This window comes from Pseudomonas sp. NBRC 111133 (genome assembly GCF_001320605.1).
GTDB lineage: Bacteria > Pseudomonadota > Gammaproteobacteria > Pseudomonadales > Pseudomonadaceae > Aquipseudomonas > Aquipseudomonas monteilii.
In genome coordinates this window covers 216278-234074 of record NZ_BCBJ01000001.1, presented here as the reverse complement: position 1 = coordinate 234074, position 17797 = coordinate 216278, and the positions used below count along the sequence as shown (strand labels likewise).

The window sequence follows — 17797 nt, the reverse complement described above, 5'->3', positions numbered from 1 at the left end:
TTGTACTGGCCTTTTCGCGGGTAAACCCGCTCTCACAGGAACCCCACAGGCCTGAGCATTGTGCGGTCCCTGTGGGAGCGGGTTTACCCGCGAAGAGGCCAGTAAAACCAATACAAAACTTGAATCAGTGCAGCGAGGCCTGCCGTCGCTCCCCCAGCGGCGACAACCCGAAGAACCGGCTATAACTCTTGGAAAAATGCGCCGGCGAACTGAACCCGCACGCCAGTGCCACCTCACGCACCTGTACATCGCTGCGCAGCAGCAACTCCCGCGCTCTCGACAGCCGTAACTCCAGGTAATACTGGCTGGGCGTGCGCTGCAGGTACTTGTGAAACAGCCGCTCCAACTGGCGCACGGTCACTTCATTGAGGCTGGCCAGCTCTTCCAGCCCCAGCGGTTCTTCCAGGTTGGCTTCCATGATCGCCACCACCTGGCTCAGCTTGGGTTGGGCGCTGCCCAACAGGGTGCGCAGCGGCACCCGCTGGCGCTCGCGCTCGCCACGCATGCGGTCGCACAGCAACAGCTCGGCAGCCTTGGCCGCGATGTCCTGGCCGCCAGCCTCGCGGGCTACCAGTTGCAGCATCATGTCCATGGCCGCCACACCGCCCGAGCAGGTATAGCGGTCGCGGTCCAGTTCGAACAGCTGGCTGGAGATCACGATGCCGGGGAAGTGTGCCTGCAATGTCGGCAAGTCTTCCCAGTGGATGGTGCAGCGGTAGCCCTTGAGCAGCTCGGCCTTGGCCAGCAGGTAGCTGCCGGTACAGATACCGCCCAAAGGCATGTGTTGGCGGGCCAGTTGGCGCAACCAGTCGATCAACGGGCGGTTACCACGACTACGGTCGATGGGGTTGGCACCCACCACCAGCAGAGCATCCAGTGCGGGCGCGTTGGCGATGCTGTAGTCGGGCAAGACGCGCATGCCGTTGCTGGCCGTCACTGGCGCATCGTCTGCTGCGATAAGCACACTGCGATACAGTGGCTTGCGCGCGGCCAGGTTGGCCATGCGCAAGGTTTCTACCGCCGAGGCCAGGCCGATGGTGGTGAAGTTGGGCAAAATCAGAAAGCCGAAGGTCTTCGCGGAACAACTCTTTACAATAGACGGCGATGGGGTTGCAGAAGCGGGGTGGACCATTGCGCTGTTCCTGTGCAAGCTGAGGCATAGTTCGTCAGGGGCAGTGAGAAAATACAGCCTCGCGTGGTTCTTGTTGTTATAGGTCGTTGCCGGGTCGATCTTACACCCCCGGCGCAGCGACCAGGAATGGCCCCGCCGGCTGGCAGGGCCGACAGTGATTGCACAGAGAAGGTGATCGTTCGTGAACCCCGAATCCATGCTGGCGGCATTGCCAGGCTACGCCATGTCGCCCGAGTCGATCCAGGTGCTGCCCGATGCCAAGGCCTACCGCGCCTGCCTGTTCGAGCGCATCCGCGCTGCAACCCGGCGCATCGTCATCGTTGCGTTGTACTTGCAGGAAGACGAGGCCGGCCAGGAAGTGCTGGATGCCTTGTACCAGGCCAAGGCCGAGCGGCCGGGCCTGGAAATTACCATCGTGGTCGACTGGTTCCGTGCCCGCCGTGGCCTGCTCGGGGCCGGTCGCCAGCCGGGTAACGCCGCCTGGTACCAGGCCCAGCGCCAGTTGCGCGGGCTGGATATCGTCATTCACGGGGTGCCGGTGCAGACCCGCGAGTTGTTTGGTGTGTTGCACCTGAAGGGCAGCATTATCGACGACTGTGTGATCTACACCGGCGCCAGCCTGAATAACGTGTACCTGCACCGCTTCGACCGTTATCGCCTGGACCGCTATCACCTGTTCCAGTCGCCGGCGCTGGCCGACGCCATGGTCGGCCTGGTAGGGCGCCTGCTGCACCACACCGCCACACCGCGCCTCGACGTGCCCGCACCACCCGCCACCCGTAGCCTGCGCGGCGACATCCGGCGCTTGCGTGCGCGGTTGCGGCGCATGGCGTACGAGGCACCGGCCGCGGTGCCTGGGGAGGGCTTGCGGGTGGTGCCACTGTTGGGGGTGGGCCGTGGCAACCCGTTGAACCGGGCGCTGTGTGCCCTGCTGGCGGCGGCGCGCACGCACATCATCATCAGCACGCCGTATTTCAACCCGCCACGGGTGGTGATGCGCGAGCTCGATCATGCGCTGGAGCGGGGCGTGCATGTTGAGCTGATCGTGGGTGACCGCACCGCCAACGACTTCTACATCGCCCCCGGTGAGCCGTTCAGTGCCAGTGGCGCTTTGCCTTATCTGTATGAAGACAACCTGCGAGCCTTCGCCCGGCGCCGCCACGCGGCCATTACCCGTGGCCAGCTGGAAGTGCGGATCTGGAACGATCCCGGGCATACCTTCCACGCCAAGGGTGTGTGGGTCGACCAGCGCTATTCGCTGCTGACCGGCAACAACCTGAACCCTCGCGGGTTCAACCTGGACCTTGAGAACGGCCTGCTCATCGATGACCCGCAGGGGCAGTGGCTGGCGCCACGGGCAGCGGAGTTGAACCAACTGCGCAGGTACGCGCCAAAAATCGGCTCTGCAGCGGCGCTGGGGGTGAAGGCCGAACATCCCAAGGAAGTGCGCAAGTTTCTGCGGCGGCTGCGCTTTAGCCGGCTGGAGCCGTTGATCAAGCGGGTGCTCTGAGCCCTTGCACCCTTCCAAAAGCGATGCGTGCGCCTACAAGGACCGTGCCGGCTCGGCGACCTTAGCTAAGCCTGTGCATGTGTGACTCGGACCGCCTGAGTGCTCACGGGCGGGCAACTGGGGAGCTTTCTTGGGTGAATGCATCGCGATTTGAGTGGTGAACACGACAGCTTGATGTCAATATGATATTGCTTGCGTACGACCATGGACAGGGGCTGGGCTATCATTTGCAGGCAACCGTGCAAGGCCCCTCTGAAAAGTCATCACGAGCGCATACAATCGGGCCTTTTCTTCGTTAACCAGATAGGCCAATGCGTATATGGCGCTAGATCCATCCACGATGCTGACCATCTCGGTCGCCCTGGCAGCAGCTGCTGCGTTGTACCTGGCGATTGAGTGGCGCAGCGTCCGCGAAACCTCTTTGCTGTTCTGGAGTGCAGGTTTTGCCACCATTACTGTCGGCTGTGTTCTGGCCTTGCTACGCGGGATCGGCTTGCTGTTCATCGGCATCTGGTTCGCCAATGGCTTGCTGGTGGTTGCGCACTGGTTTTTCCTGATGGGCGTGTTGCGTTTTACCCAGGACCGTTTGTCGCGGGCCTGGTTATTGGTTGTGGTCGTGTGGTTCGCCTTGCTTTTGCTGCCCGTGGGGCCGCAGTGGTCGAAGGTGATGTTGATGGTCAACTCGCTGCTGGTGGCCGCACTGACGCTGAAGGCCAGCCTTCTGTTGCGGCCGCACGGCAAGTCGCTGAGCGTGGGGGCGGTGCAGCTGCGCTATGTGTTGCTGCTCCACGGGCTGTTCTACGTGGCCAAGGCGGTCATTGCGATCACGCCGGGCACCTTGATTGACCTGGCCACCTTTGGCGGGCTGATCATCCAGATTTCCCTGGTCGAAGGGGCAATGGCGATCATGCTGATTGCCTTGTCGATGACCGGTACCGTGCGTTATCGACGCGAGGAGCGGATTGCCCGGCTGGCCGCGCGCGACCCGTTGACTGCGCTCTACAACCGCCGCGCGCTGGAAGTGCGGGCCGGGCATTTCTTCAAGGAAGTGAGCCCGGCTCAACCCGGGGCCTTGCTGCTGATCGACATCGATAACTTCAAGCTGGTCAACGATCTTCACGGGCATATCGCGGGTGATCGCTTGCTGATTGCCCTGAGCGAACTCATTCGCACGGTGCTGCCCGAGCGCTCGCTGGCAGCGCGTTTGGGCGGTGATGAATTCGTCATCTTGCTGTGCGGGGCGAGCAGTGAGCGGGTCATGGAGTTGGGTGGGCTGTTGCGTGAACAGTTCCAGCAGTACGCCAGCAAGACCGTGCCTACACCGCAGGCGGTCACCTTGAGTATCGGTGCCAACCTGTTCGACCAGCCACCGGTCAGCCTGGCGGCATTGATCGAGCAGGGGGATGTGGCGTTGTACCAGTCCAAACGCAGTGGGCGGGACAGTATCCGGTTTGTAGAGCGGCCGATGGCAGACCTTAGCCAATAGACCATTGGGGCCGACAAGCGGCCCCGATGGTGTGGGCTATCAGGCCACCACCTGGTAGCACGGCACATACGCCGCGCCGCCGGGCAGCTTCATCCGGTGCTGATCGACGAAGGCCTGTAACAGCCGGCCCAGCGGGTCCAGCACGGCGCTGTCGCCGTGGATCTGGTAGGGCCCATGCTCCTCGATCAGGCGGATGCCCTTGTCTTTCACGTTACCCGCAACAATGCCGGAAAATGCCCGGCGCAGGTTGGCTGCCAGTTCATGGGGCGGCAGCTCGCGGCGCAGGTCCAGCTCGGCCATGGCCTGGTGGGTCGGGTCGAACGGGCGCTGGAAGCTCTCCTCGATCTTCAGCAGCCAGTTGAAGTGGAAGGCATCGTTACGCTCACGGCGGAACTGCTTGACCTCTTTGAGCCCTTCGACCATGTGCCGGGCAACTTCCGCCGGGTCGTCGATGATGATTTCGTACAGCCGGTGCGCCGCTTCACCCAAGGTGGCGCCGACAAAGGCATGCAACTGCTGCAGGTAAGGCTCGGCACTGCGCGGGCCGGTGAGTACCACCGGGAACGGCAGGTCGTGGTTGTCCGGGTGCATGAGGATGCCCAGCAGGTACAGGAACTCCTCGGCCGTGCCGGCACCGCCCGGGAAGATGATGATGCCGTGGCCGACACGTACGAAGGCTTCCAGGCGCTTCTCGATGTCCGGCAGGATCACCAGTTCATTGACAATAGGGTTGGGCGCTTCGGCGGCGATGATGCCCGGTTCGGTCAGGCCCAGGTAACGGCTGCCGTGCATGCGCTGCTTGGCGTGGGCGATGGTGGCGCCCTTCATCGGCCCCTTCATCACGCCAGGGCCGCAGCCGGTGCACACGTCCAGTTTTCGCAGGCCAAGCTCGTGGCCGACCTTCTTGGTGTACTGGTATTCCTCGGTGCTGATCGAGTGGCCGCCCCAGCACACCACCATTTTCGGTTCCACGCCCGGGCGCAGGGTGCGCGCGTTGCGCAGCAGGTGGAAAACGTAGTCGGTGATGCCCTGGGAGCTTTCCAGGTCGATGCGCTGGCTGGCCAGTTCGCTTTCGGTGTAGACGATATCGCGCAGGGCGCTGAACAGCATTTCACGGGTGCTGGCGATCATTTCGCCATCGACGAAGGCGTCGGCCGGGGCATTCAGGAGCTCCAGGCGGACCCCGCGGTCCTGTTGGTGGATTTTTACCTCGAAGTCCTTGTAGGCCTCGAGGATGGTCTTGGCATTGTCGACGTGGGCGCCGGTGTTGAGGATGGCCAGGGCGCACTGGCGGAATAGGGTGTAAAGGCTACCGGTACCGACTTCACTCAGTTGCTGCACTTCACGTTGTGACAGCGTTTCCAGGCTGCCTTTGGGGCTGACGGATGCATTGATGACATTGCGTTGAGGCATCTAAGTCTTTCCTGTGCGGGTAAAACATCCTTCTTTGACAACACCATACCGAGAAATGTGGGCGGCAACGAGAGGGCTGGTGAAAAAGCTTGAGACCGGCTTAGCTTCTTCGCGTTTTTACCCGCCAAGAAGCCAACCCGGTCTCAAGTCAGCCCAACAGCTTCTGCACGCCGAGTGTAATCGCCAAACCACCCCCGACCAGCCACAGGTTGAGAATTGCCCCGGTCGCCAGCGCTTTTGGCCCAGCCTGGCGGATCTGGCTGAAGCGGGTTTCCATCCCCAGCGCCGTCATCGCCATGGTCAGGGCAAAGGTGTCCAGGCTGTTCACCGCCTGGGTCACGCTACCCGGCAGCACCTGCAACGAGTTCACCAACACCAGGGCGAGGAAGCCGAAGGCGAACCAGGGCATGGCGATACGCCCATTGCCCTGCGCCTGGCCGGCTTTGCGCGTACGGCTGATCCACAGGCCTACCACCAGCAGTACCGGCACCAGCAACATTACCCGGGTCATCTTGACGATGGTTGCGATATGGGTGGCTTCAGGGCTTACGTTACTGGCGGCGCCAACTACCTGGGCCACTTCATGAATAGTGCCGCCCAGGAACAACCCTGCGCCCATCGTGTCGAGGTGCAGCCAGCCGGCGTTGATGGCCAGTGGGTACAGGAACATCGACAAGGTGCCGAACAGCACCACGCTACCGACTGCCATGGCGCTCTTGTGCGGGGCACTGCGCAGTGCCGATTCGAAGGCCAGCACCGCAGCGGCGCCGCAGATGGCGCTACCGGCGGCCGTCAGCAAGGCGGTGTCGCGGTCCAGCTTGAACAGTTTCATGCCGCACCACAGGCCGATCAGCAGCGTGCTGGATACCACCAGCAGCGACACGATCAGCCCCGACCAGCCGACTTCGGCGATCTCCTGCAGGCTGACGCGCAGGCCAAAGAAGGCCACGGCGATGCGCAACAGGCCGCGCGCAGAAAAGTTGATACCCGCCGCCCAGCTAGCCGGTACGCCGTCACGCAGCGCGTTGCCATACAGCGCACCGGCGACAATGCCGACGATCAGCGGGCTGATGCCCAGGTTGGCGATGGCGGGCATGGCGGCCAGCTGAGTGACCGCGAGCGCGAACAACGCGACGAACAGGATGCCATTGAGCCGCCCTCGGGTAGAGAGGGTAGGTGCAAAAGCAGGGTTGGACGGAACCGTGGCCATGTGAGTCCTCCGGAAAGGTGTTTCGACAAGGCCTACGTTAATCTGGTTATAAACTTATAAAAAATCGTAATTTAGGATGGCAAATATCCGAATAGCTGATATTTTTCATCCATGACCCCGGAACAGCTGATAACGTTCGCCACCGTTGCCGAGCATGGCAACATCAGCCATGCGGCCCAGGCCCTGCATTTGTCGCAGCCGGCTGTGTCCGGCCAGCTCAAGCTGTTGCAGGAGGCGTTTGGCGAGCCGCTCTATCAACGTGCCGGCCGTGGTGTGCGGTTGACGGCGGCTGGCGAGCAACTGCTCGCCCATGCCGAGCGCCTGCGTGAAACCTTTCGTCAGGCGCAGGGGCTGCGTGAAGCCATGCGCGGGCTGGAGCGCGGGACCTTGCGCATCGGTGCCAGCACCACGCCGGCCAGCTACCTGTTGCCTTACCTGATTGCCGATTTTCACGGGCGCTATCCAGACGTACTGGTCACCACTTCACAAGGCAACACGGCGGAAGTTGTTGCCGCCCTGGACAGTGTCGATATCGCCTTGATCGAAGGCCCGCCAGGACAGGAGCTACCGCTGGGCACGGAAGTGACGGCGTGGCGTGAGGACGAGATCGTGGCCATCGTGCCGCGTGGCCACCCCTTGGCTGGCAGTGATCAGCAGACCCTGGCGTCACTGGGCGCCTGCCCGTTGGTGCTGCGCGAAAGCGGCTCGGGTGTGCGGCAAATCGTCGAGCGGGCGTTTGCCCGTGAGGGGGTGGCGATGCGCGTGGCGCTGGAGATTGCCGGGGTGGAAGGGGTGAAGGAGGCGGTGCGGGCCGGGATGGGGGTTGGCTTTGTGTCGGCGATGTCCATTCGCCATGAAGATGGGGCGCTGCACCGGCTGCAGGTTACGCCGCAGGCGCTGGTGCGTCGGTTTTCCATTCTGGTGCCGCATGCAGCTGCCCCGTCACGGGCGGCCGCGCGGTTTCTTGAGTTGTGTGTTGGCAGGCAAGTTGGTTGGGGCGGCGTGCGGCTACGATAGTTCCGGATACTGCGGGATTACGCAGAACCCAAGCGATCGCTACAGCCGCCGCACCGACCCCGTGCCTGCACCGATATCTGCCATGACTTCTACCAAAGCGAGGTTCTTGCTTAGGCGAGGTTCCTGGAAATCCGCGCTGCGCGTTTTTCGCCAGCCGTCATCGGGCAGTTGTGCAATTCGCTCGCGGCTCATGCTTCTCGTCAACAGGCCAGATTGCAACGTTGAGTAAGCAATGACTGACCTAGTAAAAATATCAGTTTCTAAACCACGAATGTCTATGTAGGGTGAAGGCATCTGAGGCTTGGGATAGTTTTGCCATGGATTGTCTTCTTCGGAGTGTAAGCCTCCAGAGTCGTCCGAACCTTGATCTAGCCTATACGGTTTACGGTTTCTCTGACCTGTCACAACATTCGTCCATTATCGGATTCGCCGGACAGCGGCGTGACGCAGTGCATGGCTTGTATCCGCTAGGAAATGGTCGGCGTCTGTATAGCCCTTCAATCTGCCGTTTTACCAGCCCTGACTCTATAAGCCCGTTTGGTAGCGGGGGGATAAATGCGTATGCTTATTGCTCAGGTGATCCTGTGAATTATGTTGACCCTTCTGGGTCTTCCAGAAATGCATCCAGGGGACAAGTGAACCCTCAAATGAGTCTGGATATCAATGTTTTGCAAAAAGAGGGTTTTCCATCAAGCTTGCAGCCACAGCTTTTACATTTCCGGAAAGTGGCGAAGGGAATACATCGGGGGGCGATGGAAAAGAGTGTCGTAGCTGCACGGTTATATAAGCACGGGGTTCCGCACTATGGGTACACCCGATGGGATCTAAAATACAATTTTGAAACCAACGGGTTTGCAGCGGATTTTGTGGCTGGCAGCCCCATTTTTCATTTGCCGGTTGGTCACTATGAGGCGAAGCTGAATATCTTTGTGTTGGGCGTGGGACCTTTTAAACCCGCACGAGGACTCGGAAATTATAAATCTTACGAAGTCAGTAAAAGAGATCTTAGGAGTTTCTCTCTTCCTGCTGCTCAGCACGAGAGACCGCAGCTAGCAGGGTCAGCGTGGCCTGAAGTTGCTAAAGCAATGTGGGATGTGCGTTTCCAAAGGGAGATTGACCGGTTTGATGGGATGCTTGAGCGCTATGGACCACCAGAAGCGCCGCCTTCTCCACCCCTTAGGCGACGCTAACTCTAGAAGTAAGCCTTTCGTTAAGCAGGCGCGGCATGCGTTGAGCCGCGCCCAGGACAGATGTTCAGTGCGCGCAGCGACTGGTGTCCCCTTGCTCCGCAGGTGCTTTGCGCGCGGCAGCCAGAAAAGTCGCCAGCACGATCAGCGCAGCACCCGCAGCCATGCGCAGGCTCGGTTGGTCACCAAACAACCACCATGCCCCGATAATCGCGCACACCGGCTCCAGCGCGATGATCATGCCGGCAATGCGGATTCCAGGCTCTTGACGAACAGAAACTGCGACAACCCGGTGCAGAACACACCCAGCAAGGCCAGGTCGACCCAGTCGCTGCCTGCCAGGCGGGTGCTGCCCAGCAGGTCGAAAGTCGGTACCACCAACACCAGGCCGGCGGTAACCATCTTGCGGGTGACGTGTGCTTGCCTGATCGCGATATCCGCAGTTGCCTTGCTACGCCGCGTCACTCTCCGCCGTAGTTCATGATTGACAACAGGCGGATGGGCACCTGCACCAGCTGTTCGGGGCCATGCGGGGTTTCACCGTCGAAGGTCAGGCTGTCGCCGGCATGCATGTGATAGAGCTGGTTGCCATGGCGGTACACCAGCTCGCCCTCCAGCAAGTGGAGGAATTCGGTGCCCGGGTGGGCGAAGGTCGGGAACTCTTCGCTGGCGTCGTCCATGCTCACCATGTACGCCTCGAAGTTCTTTTTCGGCCCCCTGGCGTGATTGAGCAAGTGGTAGGTGTGGCCCTTCTCGGTGCCGCGGCGCACCACCTCCAGCCCTTCGCCGGCCTTCACCAGCAAGGCATTGCCGTCGGGTTGGTCATACTGGCTGAACAGCTTGGCCATCGGCATGCCCAGGACGTCGCACAGGCGACTGAGGGTGTCGAGGCTGGTGGACACCTGGGCATTCTCTATCTTGCTCAACATGCCCTGGCTGATGCCGGCGATGCGCGCCACGTCGGCGAGCTTGAGGGACTGGGCCTGGCGCTGGCGCTTGATCTGGAGGCCCAGGTACTGCTCCAGGCGAAGGCGCGGTTCGGTTTCGGTCGACATCGAATGTCCTGCACGGTTTCAGTTCAAGAATAAAGATTTCGCACTGGGAAAGTGCGAAAAGCAGCTGCGTTGGCTGCTTCTTTCCTCGGGTGAAAACAAGTTTCCCATAAATAGAACAGAAAAACCTGCTTGGGTTTTGTGTTGTTTGTACGGGCTTCTTCGTGGGCAAGCTGCTCCCACAAGGCTTTGCGTCGAATCCACTGTGGGAGCGGGCTTGCCCGCGAAGAGGCCCGCACTGATCCCCAAAGGCCACCCCCCGGACAAACTTGGCAAGCGCATTGCATTCCTGTGGGGAAAGTAAGTTTCTTATGCGGAATCATTGCCCCTTACCCAGGAGTGTTCAACCCATGTTGCCAGCAGAAACCCAGCGCACCCTCGACCAGCATGGCATCAAGTACGTGCTGGCGCAGTTCGTCGATATCCATGGCTCGGCGAAGACCAAATCGGTGCCGGTCTCGGGCCTGAAGATGGTGGCCGAGGAGGGCGCCGGCTTTGCCGGGTTCGCCATCTGCGGCATGGGCATGGAGCCGCACGGCCCGGACTTCATGGCCCGTGGCGACCTTTCCACCTTGATCCCGGTACCGTGGCAGCCGGGTTATGGCCGGGTGGTGTGCGTGGGGCATGTCAACGGCCAGCCCTGGCCTTACGACAGCCGCTATGTGTTGCAACAACAGGTGCAACGCCTGGCCGACAAGGGCTGGACCTTGAACACCGGTCTGGAACCGGAATTCAGCCTGTTCCGCCGTGACGAAGGCGGCAAGCTGCAACTGGTGGATGCCTCCGACAACCTCGACAAGCCGTGCTACGACTACAAGGGCCTGTCGCGCTCGCGGCTGTTTCTCGAGCGCCTGACCGAGGCACTGCAACCGGTAGGCTTCGACATCTACCAGATTGATCACGAAGACGCCAACGGCCAGTTCGAGATCAACTACACCTACAGCGACGCCATGGAGTCGGCCGACCGCTTCACCTTCTTCCGCATGGCCGCCGGTGAAATCGCCAACGACCTGGGGATGATCTGCTCGTTCATGCCCAAGCCCGACCCCAAGCGCGCCGGCAATGGCATGCACTTCCACCTGTCGCTGGCCAGCAGCACCAACAAGAACCTCTTCCACGACGCGTCCGACAGCAGTGGCATGGGCCTGTCGAAGCTGGCCTACCACTTTGCCGCAGGGCTCCTGGCCCATGGCCCGGCGTTGTGTGCCTTCGCGGCACCGACGGTCAACTCCTACAAGCGCCTGGTGGTCGGCCGTTCCTTGTCGGGTTCGACGTGGGCCCCGGCCTTTGTCGCATGGGGGGCCAACAACCGCTCGGCGATGGTGCGCATCCCGTATGGCCGCCTGGAGTTCCGCCTGCCGGACGCCGGTTGCAACCCGTACCTGGTTACCGCCGCGATCATCGCCGCGGGTCTCGATGGCATCGACCGCCAGTTGGAGCCGGGCGAGATGTGCAACGAGAACCTTTACAACCTCAGCCTTGAAGAAATTGCCGCACGCGGCATCAAGACCCTGCCGCAATCGCTGAAGGAAGCCGCCGACGCGCTCGAAGCCGACCCGTTGTTCCGCGAGGTGTTGGGCGCTGAGATCGTCGACGAGTTCATCAAGCTCAAGCGCATGGAGTGGGTGGAGTACTGCCGCCATGTCTCCGACTGGGAAATCCAGCGTTACACCGAGTTTTTCTGAGCTGCAAGCTATAAGCCGCAAGCTGCAATAGAAAGCCAGTGCGCGGTGAACATAACTATCCCGTTCTATTACGGACAACTTGCAGCTTGCCCCTTACAGCTTGCTGCCGAACGTAGTGAGGCTCTTTTATGTGTGGAATCGTAGGTCTGTACCTGAAAAAGCCCGAGCTGGAGGCCCAGCTTGGCAAACTCTTCGAACCCATGCTCGAAGCCATGACCGACCGTGGCCCGGACAGCGCAGGCTTTGCCATCTACGGCGACGAAGTGGCGGATGGCTGGGTCAAGTTGACCCTGCAAGCCACGGATATCGACTACCCCTGGACAACCCTGATGGGCCAGCTGGAGGGGCGCCTGGGCTGCTCGCTGGACGGGTTCCAGAACGCCAGCGCGGCGGTACTCAAGGTGCATACCAGCGAATCGGCTGCCCGCCAGGCGCTGAGCGAACTGGCCCCGGACGTGCGCATCATGAGCGCCGGGCAGAGCATCGAAATCCTCAAGGGCATGGGCCTGCCAGCGGAAATCTCCAGCCGTTTCGGCCTGGCCGGTATGAAGGGCAGCCACATCATTGGCCATACCCGCATGGCCACCGAAAGCGCCGTGACCATGGAAGGCAGCCACCCGTTTTCCACCGGTGCCGACCTGTGCCTGGTGCACAACGGCTCGCTGTCCAACCACTTCCGCCTGCGCCAGGAACTGAAGCGCGAAGGTATCAGCTTCGAAACCGATAACGACACCGAAGTGGCCGCCGGCTACCTGACCTGGCGCCTGCAGCAGGGCGATACCCTGGCCCAGGCCCTGGATGGCGCGCTGGAAGACCTGGACGGTTTCTTCACCTTCGCCATCGGCACCCGCAACGGCTTTGCCGTGATCCGCGACCCGATTGCCTGCAAGCCGGCGGTGCTGGCCGAAACCGACGACTACGTGGCGATGGCCTCGGAATACCAGGCCCTGGCCAGCCTGCCGGGCATTGAGCATGCCAAGGTCTGGGAGCCGGCTCCGGCCACCCTGTACGTCTGGGAGCGCGAAAGCGCCTGACCTGCCACCGAACCTCTGGAGAACCTTATGAAAACGATCGACCTTTCCAGCACTTCGGTGCGCGTGCTCAACCAGTCCCTGCACGGCGAGGTGCAGGACCACGAATGGCGGGTGACTCACCCCGATGGCAAACACAACCTGGCCGTGGGCATCAACGCCGCCGTGGCGGTGGATATCGAAGGCCACGCGGGCTACTACTGTGCCGGCATGAATCAGCAAGCCAGCGTGACGGTGCATGGCAACGTGGGCGTGGGCGTGGCCGAAAACATGATGTCTGGCTCGGTGCGGGTCAAGGGCAGTGCCTCCCAGGCCGCTGGTGCCACCGCCCATGGCGGGCTGCTGGTGATTGAGGGTGATGCCGGTGCCCGTTGCGGCATTTCCATGAAAGGCGTGGACATCGTGGTGGGCGGCAGCATCGGCCACATGAGCTGCTTCATGGGCCAGGCCGGGCGCCTGGTGGTGTGTGGTGATGCCGGCGATGCGTTGGGCGACTCGCTGTACGAGGTGCAGATTTACGTCAAAGGCTCGGTGCAGTCGTTGGGCTCGGACTGCATCGAAAAAGAAATGCGCGCCGAGCACCTTACAGCGTTGCAGGAGCTGCTGAACAAGGCAGGCCTGGACCACAAGGCCGCCGATTTCAAACGCTACGGCTCGGCCCGCCAGCTGTACAACTTCAAAGTCGACAACGCCAGCGCGTACTGATCCAGGAGCATTCCCATGAGCGAACAATTCCCCCCGGTACTGCGTGAGTCGGCCACCTTCGATCGCCTGACCATCCAGGAAATTCAGCGTGCTGCCGAAACCGGCATCTACGACATTCGCGGTGGCGGCACCAAGCGCCGTGTACCGCACTTCGACGACCTGCTGCTGCTGGGTGCCAGCGTGTCGCGCTACCCGCTGGAAGGCTACCGCGAGAAGTGCGGCACCGATGTGGTGCTGGGCAACCGGTTTGCGAAAAAGCCGATCCACCTGAAAATCCCGGTGACCATCGCCGGCATGAGCTTCGGCGCGCTGTCGGCCAATGCCAAGGAAGCGCTGGGCCGTGGTGCGACCATCGCTGGCACCAGCACCACCACCGGCGACGGCGGTATGACCCCGGAAGAACGCGGTCAGTCGCAGTATCTGGTGTACCAGTACCTGCCGTCGCGCTATGGCATGAACCCGGATGATCTGCGCAAGGCCGATGCTATCGAGATCGTCCTCGGCCAGGGCGCCAAGCCGGGCGGTGGCGGGATGCTGTTGGGCATGAAGGTAACCGAGCGCGTTGCCGGCATGCGGACCCTGCCGATCGGCGTCGATCAGCGCAGTGCCTGCCGCCACCCCGACTGGACCGGGCCGGACGACCTGGCGATCAAGATTGCCGAGATCCGCGAGATCACCGACTGGGAAAAACCGATCTACGTGAAGATCGGCGCCAGCCGCCCGTACTACGACGTCAAGCTGGCAGTGAAGGCCGGTGCCGATGTGATCGTGCTCGACGGCATGCAGGGCGGTACTGCAGCGACCCAGGAGGTGTTCATTGAGCACGTCGGCATCCCGATTCTGCCGGCCATCCCGCAGGCCGTGCAGGCACTTCAGGAAATGGGCATGCACCGCAAGGTGCAGCTGATTGTATCGGGTGGCATTCGCAACGGTGCCGATGTGGCCAAGGCCATGGCACTGGGCGCTGATGCGGTGGCCATTGGTACGGCGGCGCTGATCGCCCTGGGCGACAACCACCCGCGACTGGACAGCGAACTGAAGAAGATTGGCTCGGCGGCCGGCTTCTATGACGACTGGCAGAACGGTCGTGACCCGGCCGGCATCACCACCCAGGACCCGGAACTGGCCAAGCGCCTGAACCCGGAAGAGGCCGGGCGTCGGTTGGCCAACTACCTACGTGTGCTGGTGCTGGAGGCGCAGACCATGGCGCGGGCGTGTGGCAAGTCGCACCTGCACAACCTGGACCCGGAGGACCTGGTGGCGTTGACCGTGGAAGCGGCAGCGATGGCACGGGTGCCGCTGGCGGGGACTGCGTGGGTACCGGGCCAGGCGCAGTACTGATCTCCCCCGACACCGCCGGCTGCCAGCCGGCGGTTTTCATTGCACAGGAGTGACTCCATGAAGCTTGCCCTTGCTGTTGTGCTGTTCGCGCTGACACCGCTGGCCTACGCCGCAGAACCCACCCTGGACACCGGCAACACCGCCTGGATGATCTGCGCCGCGATGTTCGTGCTGATGATGTGCATACCCGGCCTGGCGCTGTTCTACGGTGGCATGGTACGGGCGAAGAACTTCCTTTCGGTGTTCACCCAACTGTTTGCCGTAGCGGGTGTGATCGGCATCCTTTGGGTGCTGTTTGGCTACAGCCTGGTGGTCGACACCACGGGGATGGTCGAGGGGCAGTTGACCTTCAACAGCTTCATCGGTGGCCTGGACAAGGCGCTGATGCTGAACATCGGCCACGACAGCCTGGTGGGCACGATCCCGGAAGGTGTGTTCGCGGTGTTCCAGCTGACGTTCGCCATCATCACCCCGGCGCTGATTGCCGGTGGTTTTGCCGAGCGCATGAAGTTCAGTGCTTCGTTGCTGTTCATGGGGGCCTGGTTCGTGCTGGTGTATGCGCCGATCGCCCATATGGTGTGGGGCGGGCCGGGGGCGCTGATGGTCAACTGGGGCGTGCTGGATTTTGCCGGCGGCACGGCGGTGCATATCAACTCCGGCGTCGCTGCCTTGGCGGCGGCGTTGATGCTGGGCAAGCGCAAGGGCTATCCGCAGGTGGCCATGCCGCCCCACAACCTCGGTTTTACCCTAGTGGGTGCCGGGTTGTTGTGGGTGGGCTGGTTTGGCTTCAACGTGGGGTCGGGGTTGGCGGCCAACGAAGGAGCAGGGGTGGTGATGCTGGCGACCATGGTGGCGGCCTGCGCCGGGATTGTCGGCTGGTTGCTGACCGAGAAGGTGATGCATGGTCGACCGACTGCCCTCGGTGCGGCGTCCGGCGCGCTGGCTGGTTTGGTGGGGATTACCCCGGCCTGTGCGTTTGTCGGGCCTTTGGGGGCTGTAGTGATTGGCCTGTTGACCGGGGCCATCTGTTTCTTTGCCGTGACCCGACTGAAACAGGCATTGGGGTATGACGACAGCCTGGACGTGTTCGGGCTGCATGGCGTGGGCGGGATGGTCGGTGCGATTCTGACCGGGGTGTTTGCTGCACCGGCGTTGGGAGGTTATGTGGAGGGCGTATCGCCTATAGGGCAGGCGCTGGTGCAGTTGAAGGGGGTGGCGTTCACCTTCGTCTATTGCTTCGTGGTGAGCTGGGCGATTCTTGGGGCCATCAAGCTGACCGTGGGCCTGCGGGCCAGTCGGGAAGAGGAAGAGCAGGGGCTGGACCTGGCGGAGCATAATGAGCGGGCGTATAACCTCTGACTGATGTGTTGTCTGTACCGGCCTCTTCGCGGGCACGCCGGCGAAGAGGCCGGTACAGGTTGAATCAGTGCCCCATGGCCAACTTGGCACTCATCTGCCGACGACGGTAGGCACTGTCACGCGAAGCCAGCCACCAGTACAGCGGCGAGGTAACCGCCAAGCCCACCAGCCACGACAGGTCAGCCCCGTTGATGTGCTCGGAAATCGGCCCGACATACAGCGGCGTGTTCATGAACGGGATCTGCACCACGATGCCCACGGCATAGGCGATCAGCGCCTGCGGGTTGTAACGGCCGTAGATGCCGCCATCGACCTGGAAGATCGACTGGATGTCGTAGTCGCCCTTGTGAATCGCGTAGAAGTCGATCAGGTTGATCGCCGTCCATGGCACCAGCACCACCAACAGCACCAGCACCATGTCGACGAAGTGGCCGATGAAGTCTGCCGAGGCGAACACCGCCACCACGCAGCAGGCCGACAGCACGATCAGCGAAAGCACCGCGCGGCTCTTGGCGGTCGGGATCCAGCGGTAGGCGAAGGTTTGCACCAGGGTGATGATCGACAGCACGGCACCATACAGGTTGAGGGCGTTGTGGCTGATGACACTGAGCAGGAACAGCACCAGCATGATCGGGCCCAAGGTACCGGTGGCCAGCTTGACCGCGTCCATGGTATCCATGCCGGCCGGGATCGCCAGCACCGCCACGGCGCCGAAGATGAACGACAGGCTCGAGCCCAGGGCCGAGCCCAGGTAGGTGGTCCAGAAGGTCGAGCTGACTTTCACATCCGCCGGCAGGTAGCGCGAGTAGTCCGACACATAGGGCGCAAAGGCGATCTGCCACAGCGCCGCGAGCGACACGGTGGCCAGCCAGCCGGCCAGGTTGAAGCCGCCGCGGGTGAGGAAGTCGTCGCTTTGCACATGGGTGAAGATGTAGCCGAAACCGACCACGATGCCGATGCCCAGCACCCAGGTGCCGATACGGTTCAGCACATGGATGAAGCGGTAGCCAATGATGCCGATGATGCCCGAGCCCAGCGCACCGATGAGGATGCCTACCGGTACCGGCACGGCGTCGACCACACCATGCAGCGACTTGCCGGCGAGCACGATGTTGGAGGCGAAGAAACCGATGTACATGACGCCGGCGATCACCACCACCAGCAGTGCGCCAAGGGTACCGAACTGGGCGCGGCTCTGGATCATCTGCGGGATGCCCATTTGCGGGCCCTGGGCCGAGTGCAGTGCCATCAACACACCGCCAACCAGGTGGCCGACCAGGATGGCGATGATGCCCCACACCAAGTTCAGGTGAAACAACTGCACGCCCAGCGCGCCGGTAACGATGGGCAGCGGCGCGATGTTGCCGCCGAACCACAGTGTGAACAGATCCCTTACCTTTCCATGGCGGTCTTCCGGCGGTACGTAGCCGATCGTGTGTTTTTCTATGAGGGGTGCCGAATTGGCTGCACTGGTCATGACTGACTCCAAGGCAAGGTAGGGCATCGGGAACTGCCCGGGGGCGTGCCGGCGAAGGGCGACGCGTTCTTGTTGGAGCGATGATGCGGGGCGCGGGGATAACGAGAAATTAGTAAATATGTACCCATAAACCTTAAAAAACCTAAGGCTGACAAAAGCTTAAGCGGGTGACGGTAGCAAGGAGGGTGCCAG

At 62.0% G+C, this 17797-nt stretch carries 14 protein-coding genes and 3 pseudogenes; 10 read left to right on the top strand and 7 right to left on the bottom strand.

The window, feature by feature from the left end:
- Positions 1–124 precede the first annotated feature (124 nt).
- Positions 125–1132 (bottom strand): GlxA family transcriptional regulator, encoded by a 1008-nt coding sequence (locus APH36_RS01065; protein ID WP_060497101.1) that lies wholly within the window; start codon positions 1130–1132, stop codon positions 125–127.
- Positions 1133–1313: 181 nt separating this feature from the next.
- Here APH36_RS01065 and pssA point away from each other — a divergent pair, with 181 nt between their 5' ends.
- Positions 1314–2642, top strand: a complete 1329-nt coding sequence (pssA, locus tag APH36_RS01060) for a CDP-diacylglycerol--serine O-phosphatidyltransferase (protein ID WP_082426314.1) — start codon at positions 1314–1316, stop codon at positions 2640–2642.
- A 340-nt stretch (positions 2643–2982) separates the two neighbouring features.
- Positions 2983–4128, top strand: a complete 1146-nt coding sequence (locus APH36_RS01055; protein WP_060497100.1) for a GGDEF domain-containing protein — start codon at positions 2983–2985, stop codon at positions 4126–4128.
- Positions 4129–4167: 39 nt separating this feature from the next.
- Here the strand turns inward: APH36_RS01055 and ppnN are convergent, their stop codons facing one another.
- Positions 4168–5541, bottom strand: coding sequence for a nucleotide 5'-monophosphate nucleosidase PpnN (gene ppnN, locus APH36_RS01050; RefSeq protein WP_060497099.1), 1374 nt, complete (start codon positions 5539–5541; stop codon positions 4168–4170).
- A gap of 148 nt (positions 5542–5689) precedes the next feature.
- Positions 5690–6751 (bottom strand): YeiH family protein, encoded by a 1062-nt coding sequence (locus tag APH36_RS01045; protein ID WP_060497098.1) that lies wholly within the window; start codon positions 6749–6751, stop codon positions 5690–5692.
- A gap of 111 nt (positions 6752–6862) precedes the next feature.
- On the opposite strand from APH36_RS01045, the gene APH36_RS01040 reads away from it, so the two are divergent.
- A complete protein-coding gene (locus tag APH36_RS01040) occupies positions 6863–7768 on the top strand; it encodes a LysR family transcriptional regulator (RefSeq protein WP_060497097.1) in 906 nt (301 codons plus the stop codon).
- Here the strand turns inward: APH36_RS01040 and APH36_RS33025 are convergent.
- Positions 7737–8005 (bottom strand): annotated as a pseudogene (locus APH36_RS33025) (aldo/keto reductase); the annotation flags it as partial. The gene APH36_RS01040 and the pseudogene APH36_RS33025 sit on opposite strands and share 32 nt — an antisense overlap.
- A gap of 80 nt (positions 8006–8085) precedes the next feature.
- On the opposite strand from APH36_RS33025, the pseudogene APH36_RS32485 reads away from it, so the two are divergent.
- Both APH36_RS32485 and APH36_RS32480 read left to right on the top strand, forming a co-directional pair.
- Positions 8086–8364 (top strand): annotated as a pseudogene (locus APH36_RS32485) (RHS repeat-associated core domain-containing protein); the annotation flags it as partial.
- A gap of 51 nt (positions 8365–8415) precedes the next feature.
- A complete protein-coding gene (locus APH36_RS32480) occupies positions 8416–8958 on the top strand; it encodes a hypothetical protein (RefSeq protein WP_256219064.1) in 543 nt (180 codons plus the stop codon).
- Positions 8959–9022: 64 nt separating this feature from the next.
- Here APH36_RS32480 and APH36_RS30440 read toward each other — a convergent pair.
- Positions 9023–9339: pseudogene (locus APH36_RS30440) on the bottom strand (EamA family transporter); the annotation flags it as partial.
- A gap of 77 nt (positions 9340–9416) precedes the next feature.
- Entirely contained in the window at positions 9417–10010 is a 594-nt protein-coding gene (locus APH36_RS01030; protein ID WP_060497095.1) for a cupin domain-containing protein, read from the bottom strand.
- Positions 10011–10357: 347 nt separating this feature from the next.
- On the opposite strand from APH36_RS01030, the gene glnT reads away from it, so the two are divergent.
- The 5 genes from glnT to APH36_RS01005 all read left to right on the top strand — a co-directional run bounded on the left by glnT (position 10358) and on the right by APH36_RS01005 (position 16128).
- The gene (glnT, locus tag APH36_RS01025; RefSeq protein WP_019097857.1) at positions 10358–11692 is read left to right on the top strand and encodes a type III glutamate--ammonia ligase; all 1335 of its coding nucleotides are present in this window, start codon (positions 10358–10360) and stop codon (positions 11690–11692) included.
- 128 nt (positions 11693–11820) lie between these two features.
- The gene (locus tag APH36_RS01020) at positions 11821–12726 is read left to right on the top strand and encodes a glutamine amidotransferase family protein (RefSeq protein ID WP_060497094.1); all 906 of its coding nucleotides are present in this window, start codon (positions 11821–11823) and stop codon (positions 12724–12726) included.
- Between the two features lie 27 nt (positions 12727–12753).
- A complete protein-coding gene (locus APH36_RS01015; RefSeq protein ID WP_060497093.1) occupies positions 12754–13428 on the top strand; it encodes a protein glxC in 675 nt (224 codons plus the stop codon).
- Between the two features lie 15 nt (positions 13429–13443).
- On the top strand, positions 13444–14769 hold the full coding sequence (locus tag APH36_RS01010; RefSeq protein ID WP_060497092.1) for an FMN-binding glutamate synthase family protein: 1326 nt from the start codon (positions 13444–13446) through the stop codon (positions 14767–14769).
- Positions 14770–14826: 57 nt separating this feature from the next.
- Entirely contained in the window at positions 14827–16128 is a 1302-nt protein-coding gene (locus APH36_RS01005; protein ID WP_019097855.1) for an ammonium transporter, read from the top strand.
- A gap of 64 nt (positions 16129–16192) precedes the next feature.
- Here APH36_RS01005 and APH36_RS01000 read toward each other — a convergent pair whose 3' ends face one another.
- Positions 16193–17605, bottom strand: a complete 1413-nt coding sequence (locus APH36_RS01000) for a cytosine permease (protein WP_060497091.1) — start codon at positions 17603–17605, stop codon at positions 16193–16195.
- Positions 17606–17797: the final 192 nt, after the last annotated feature.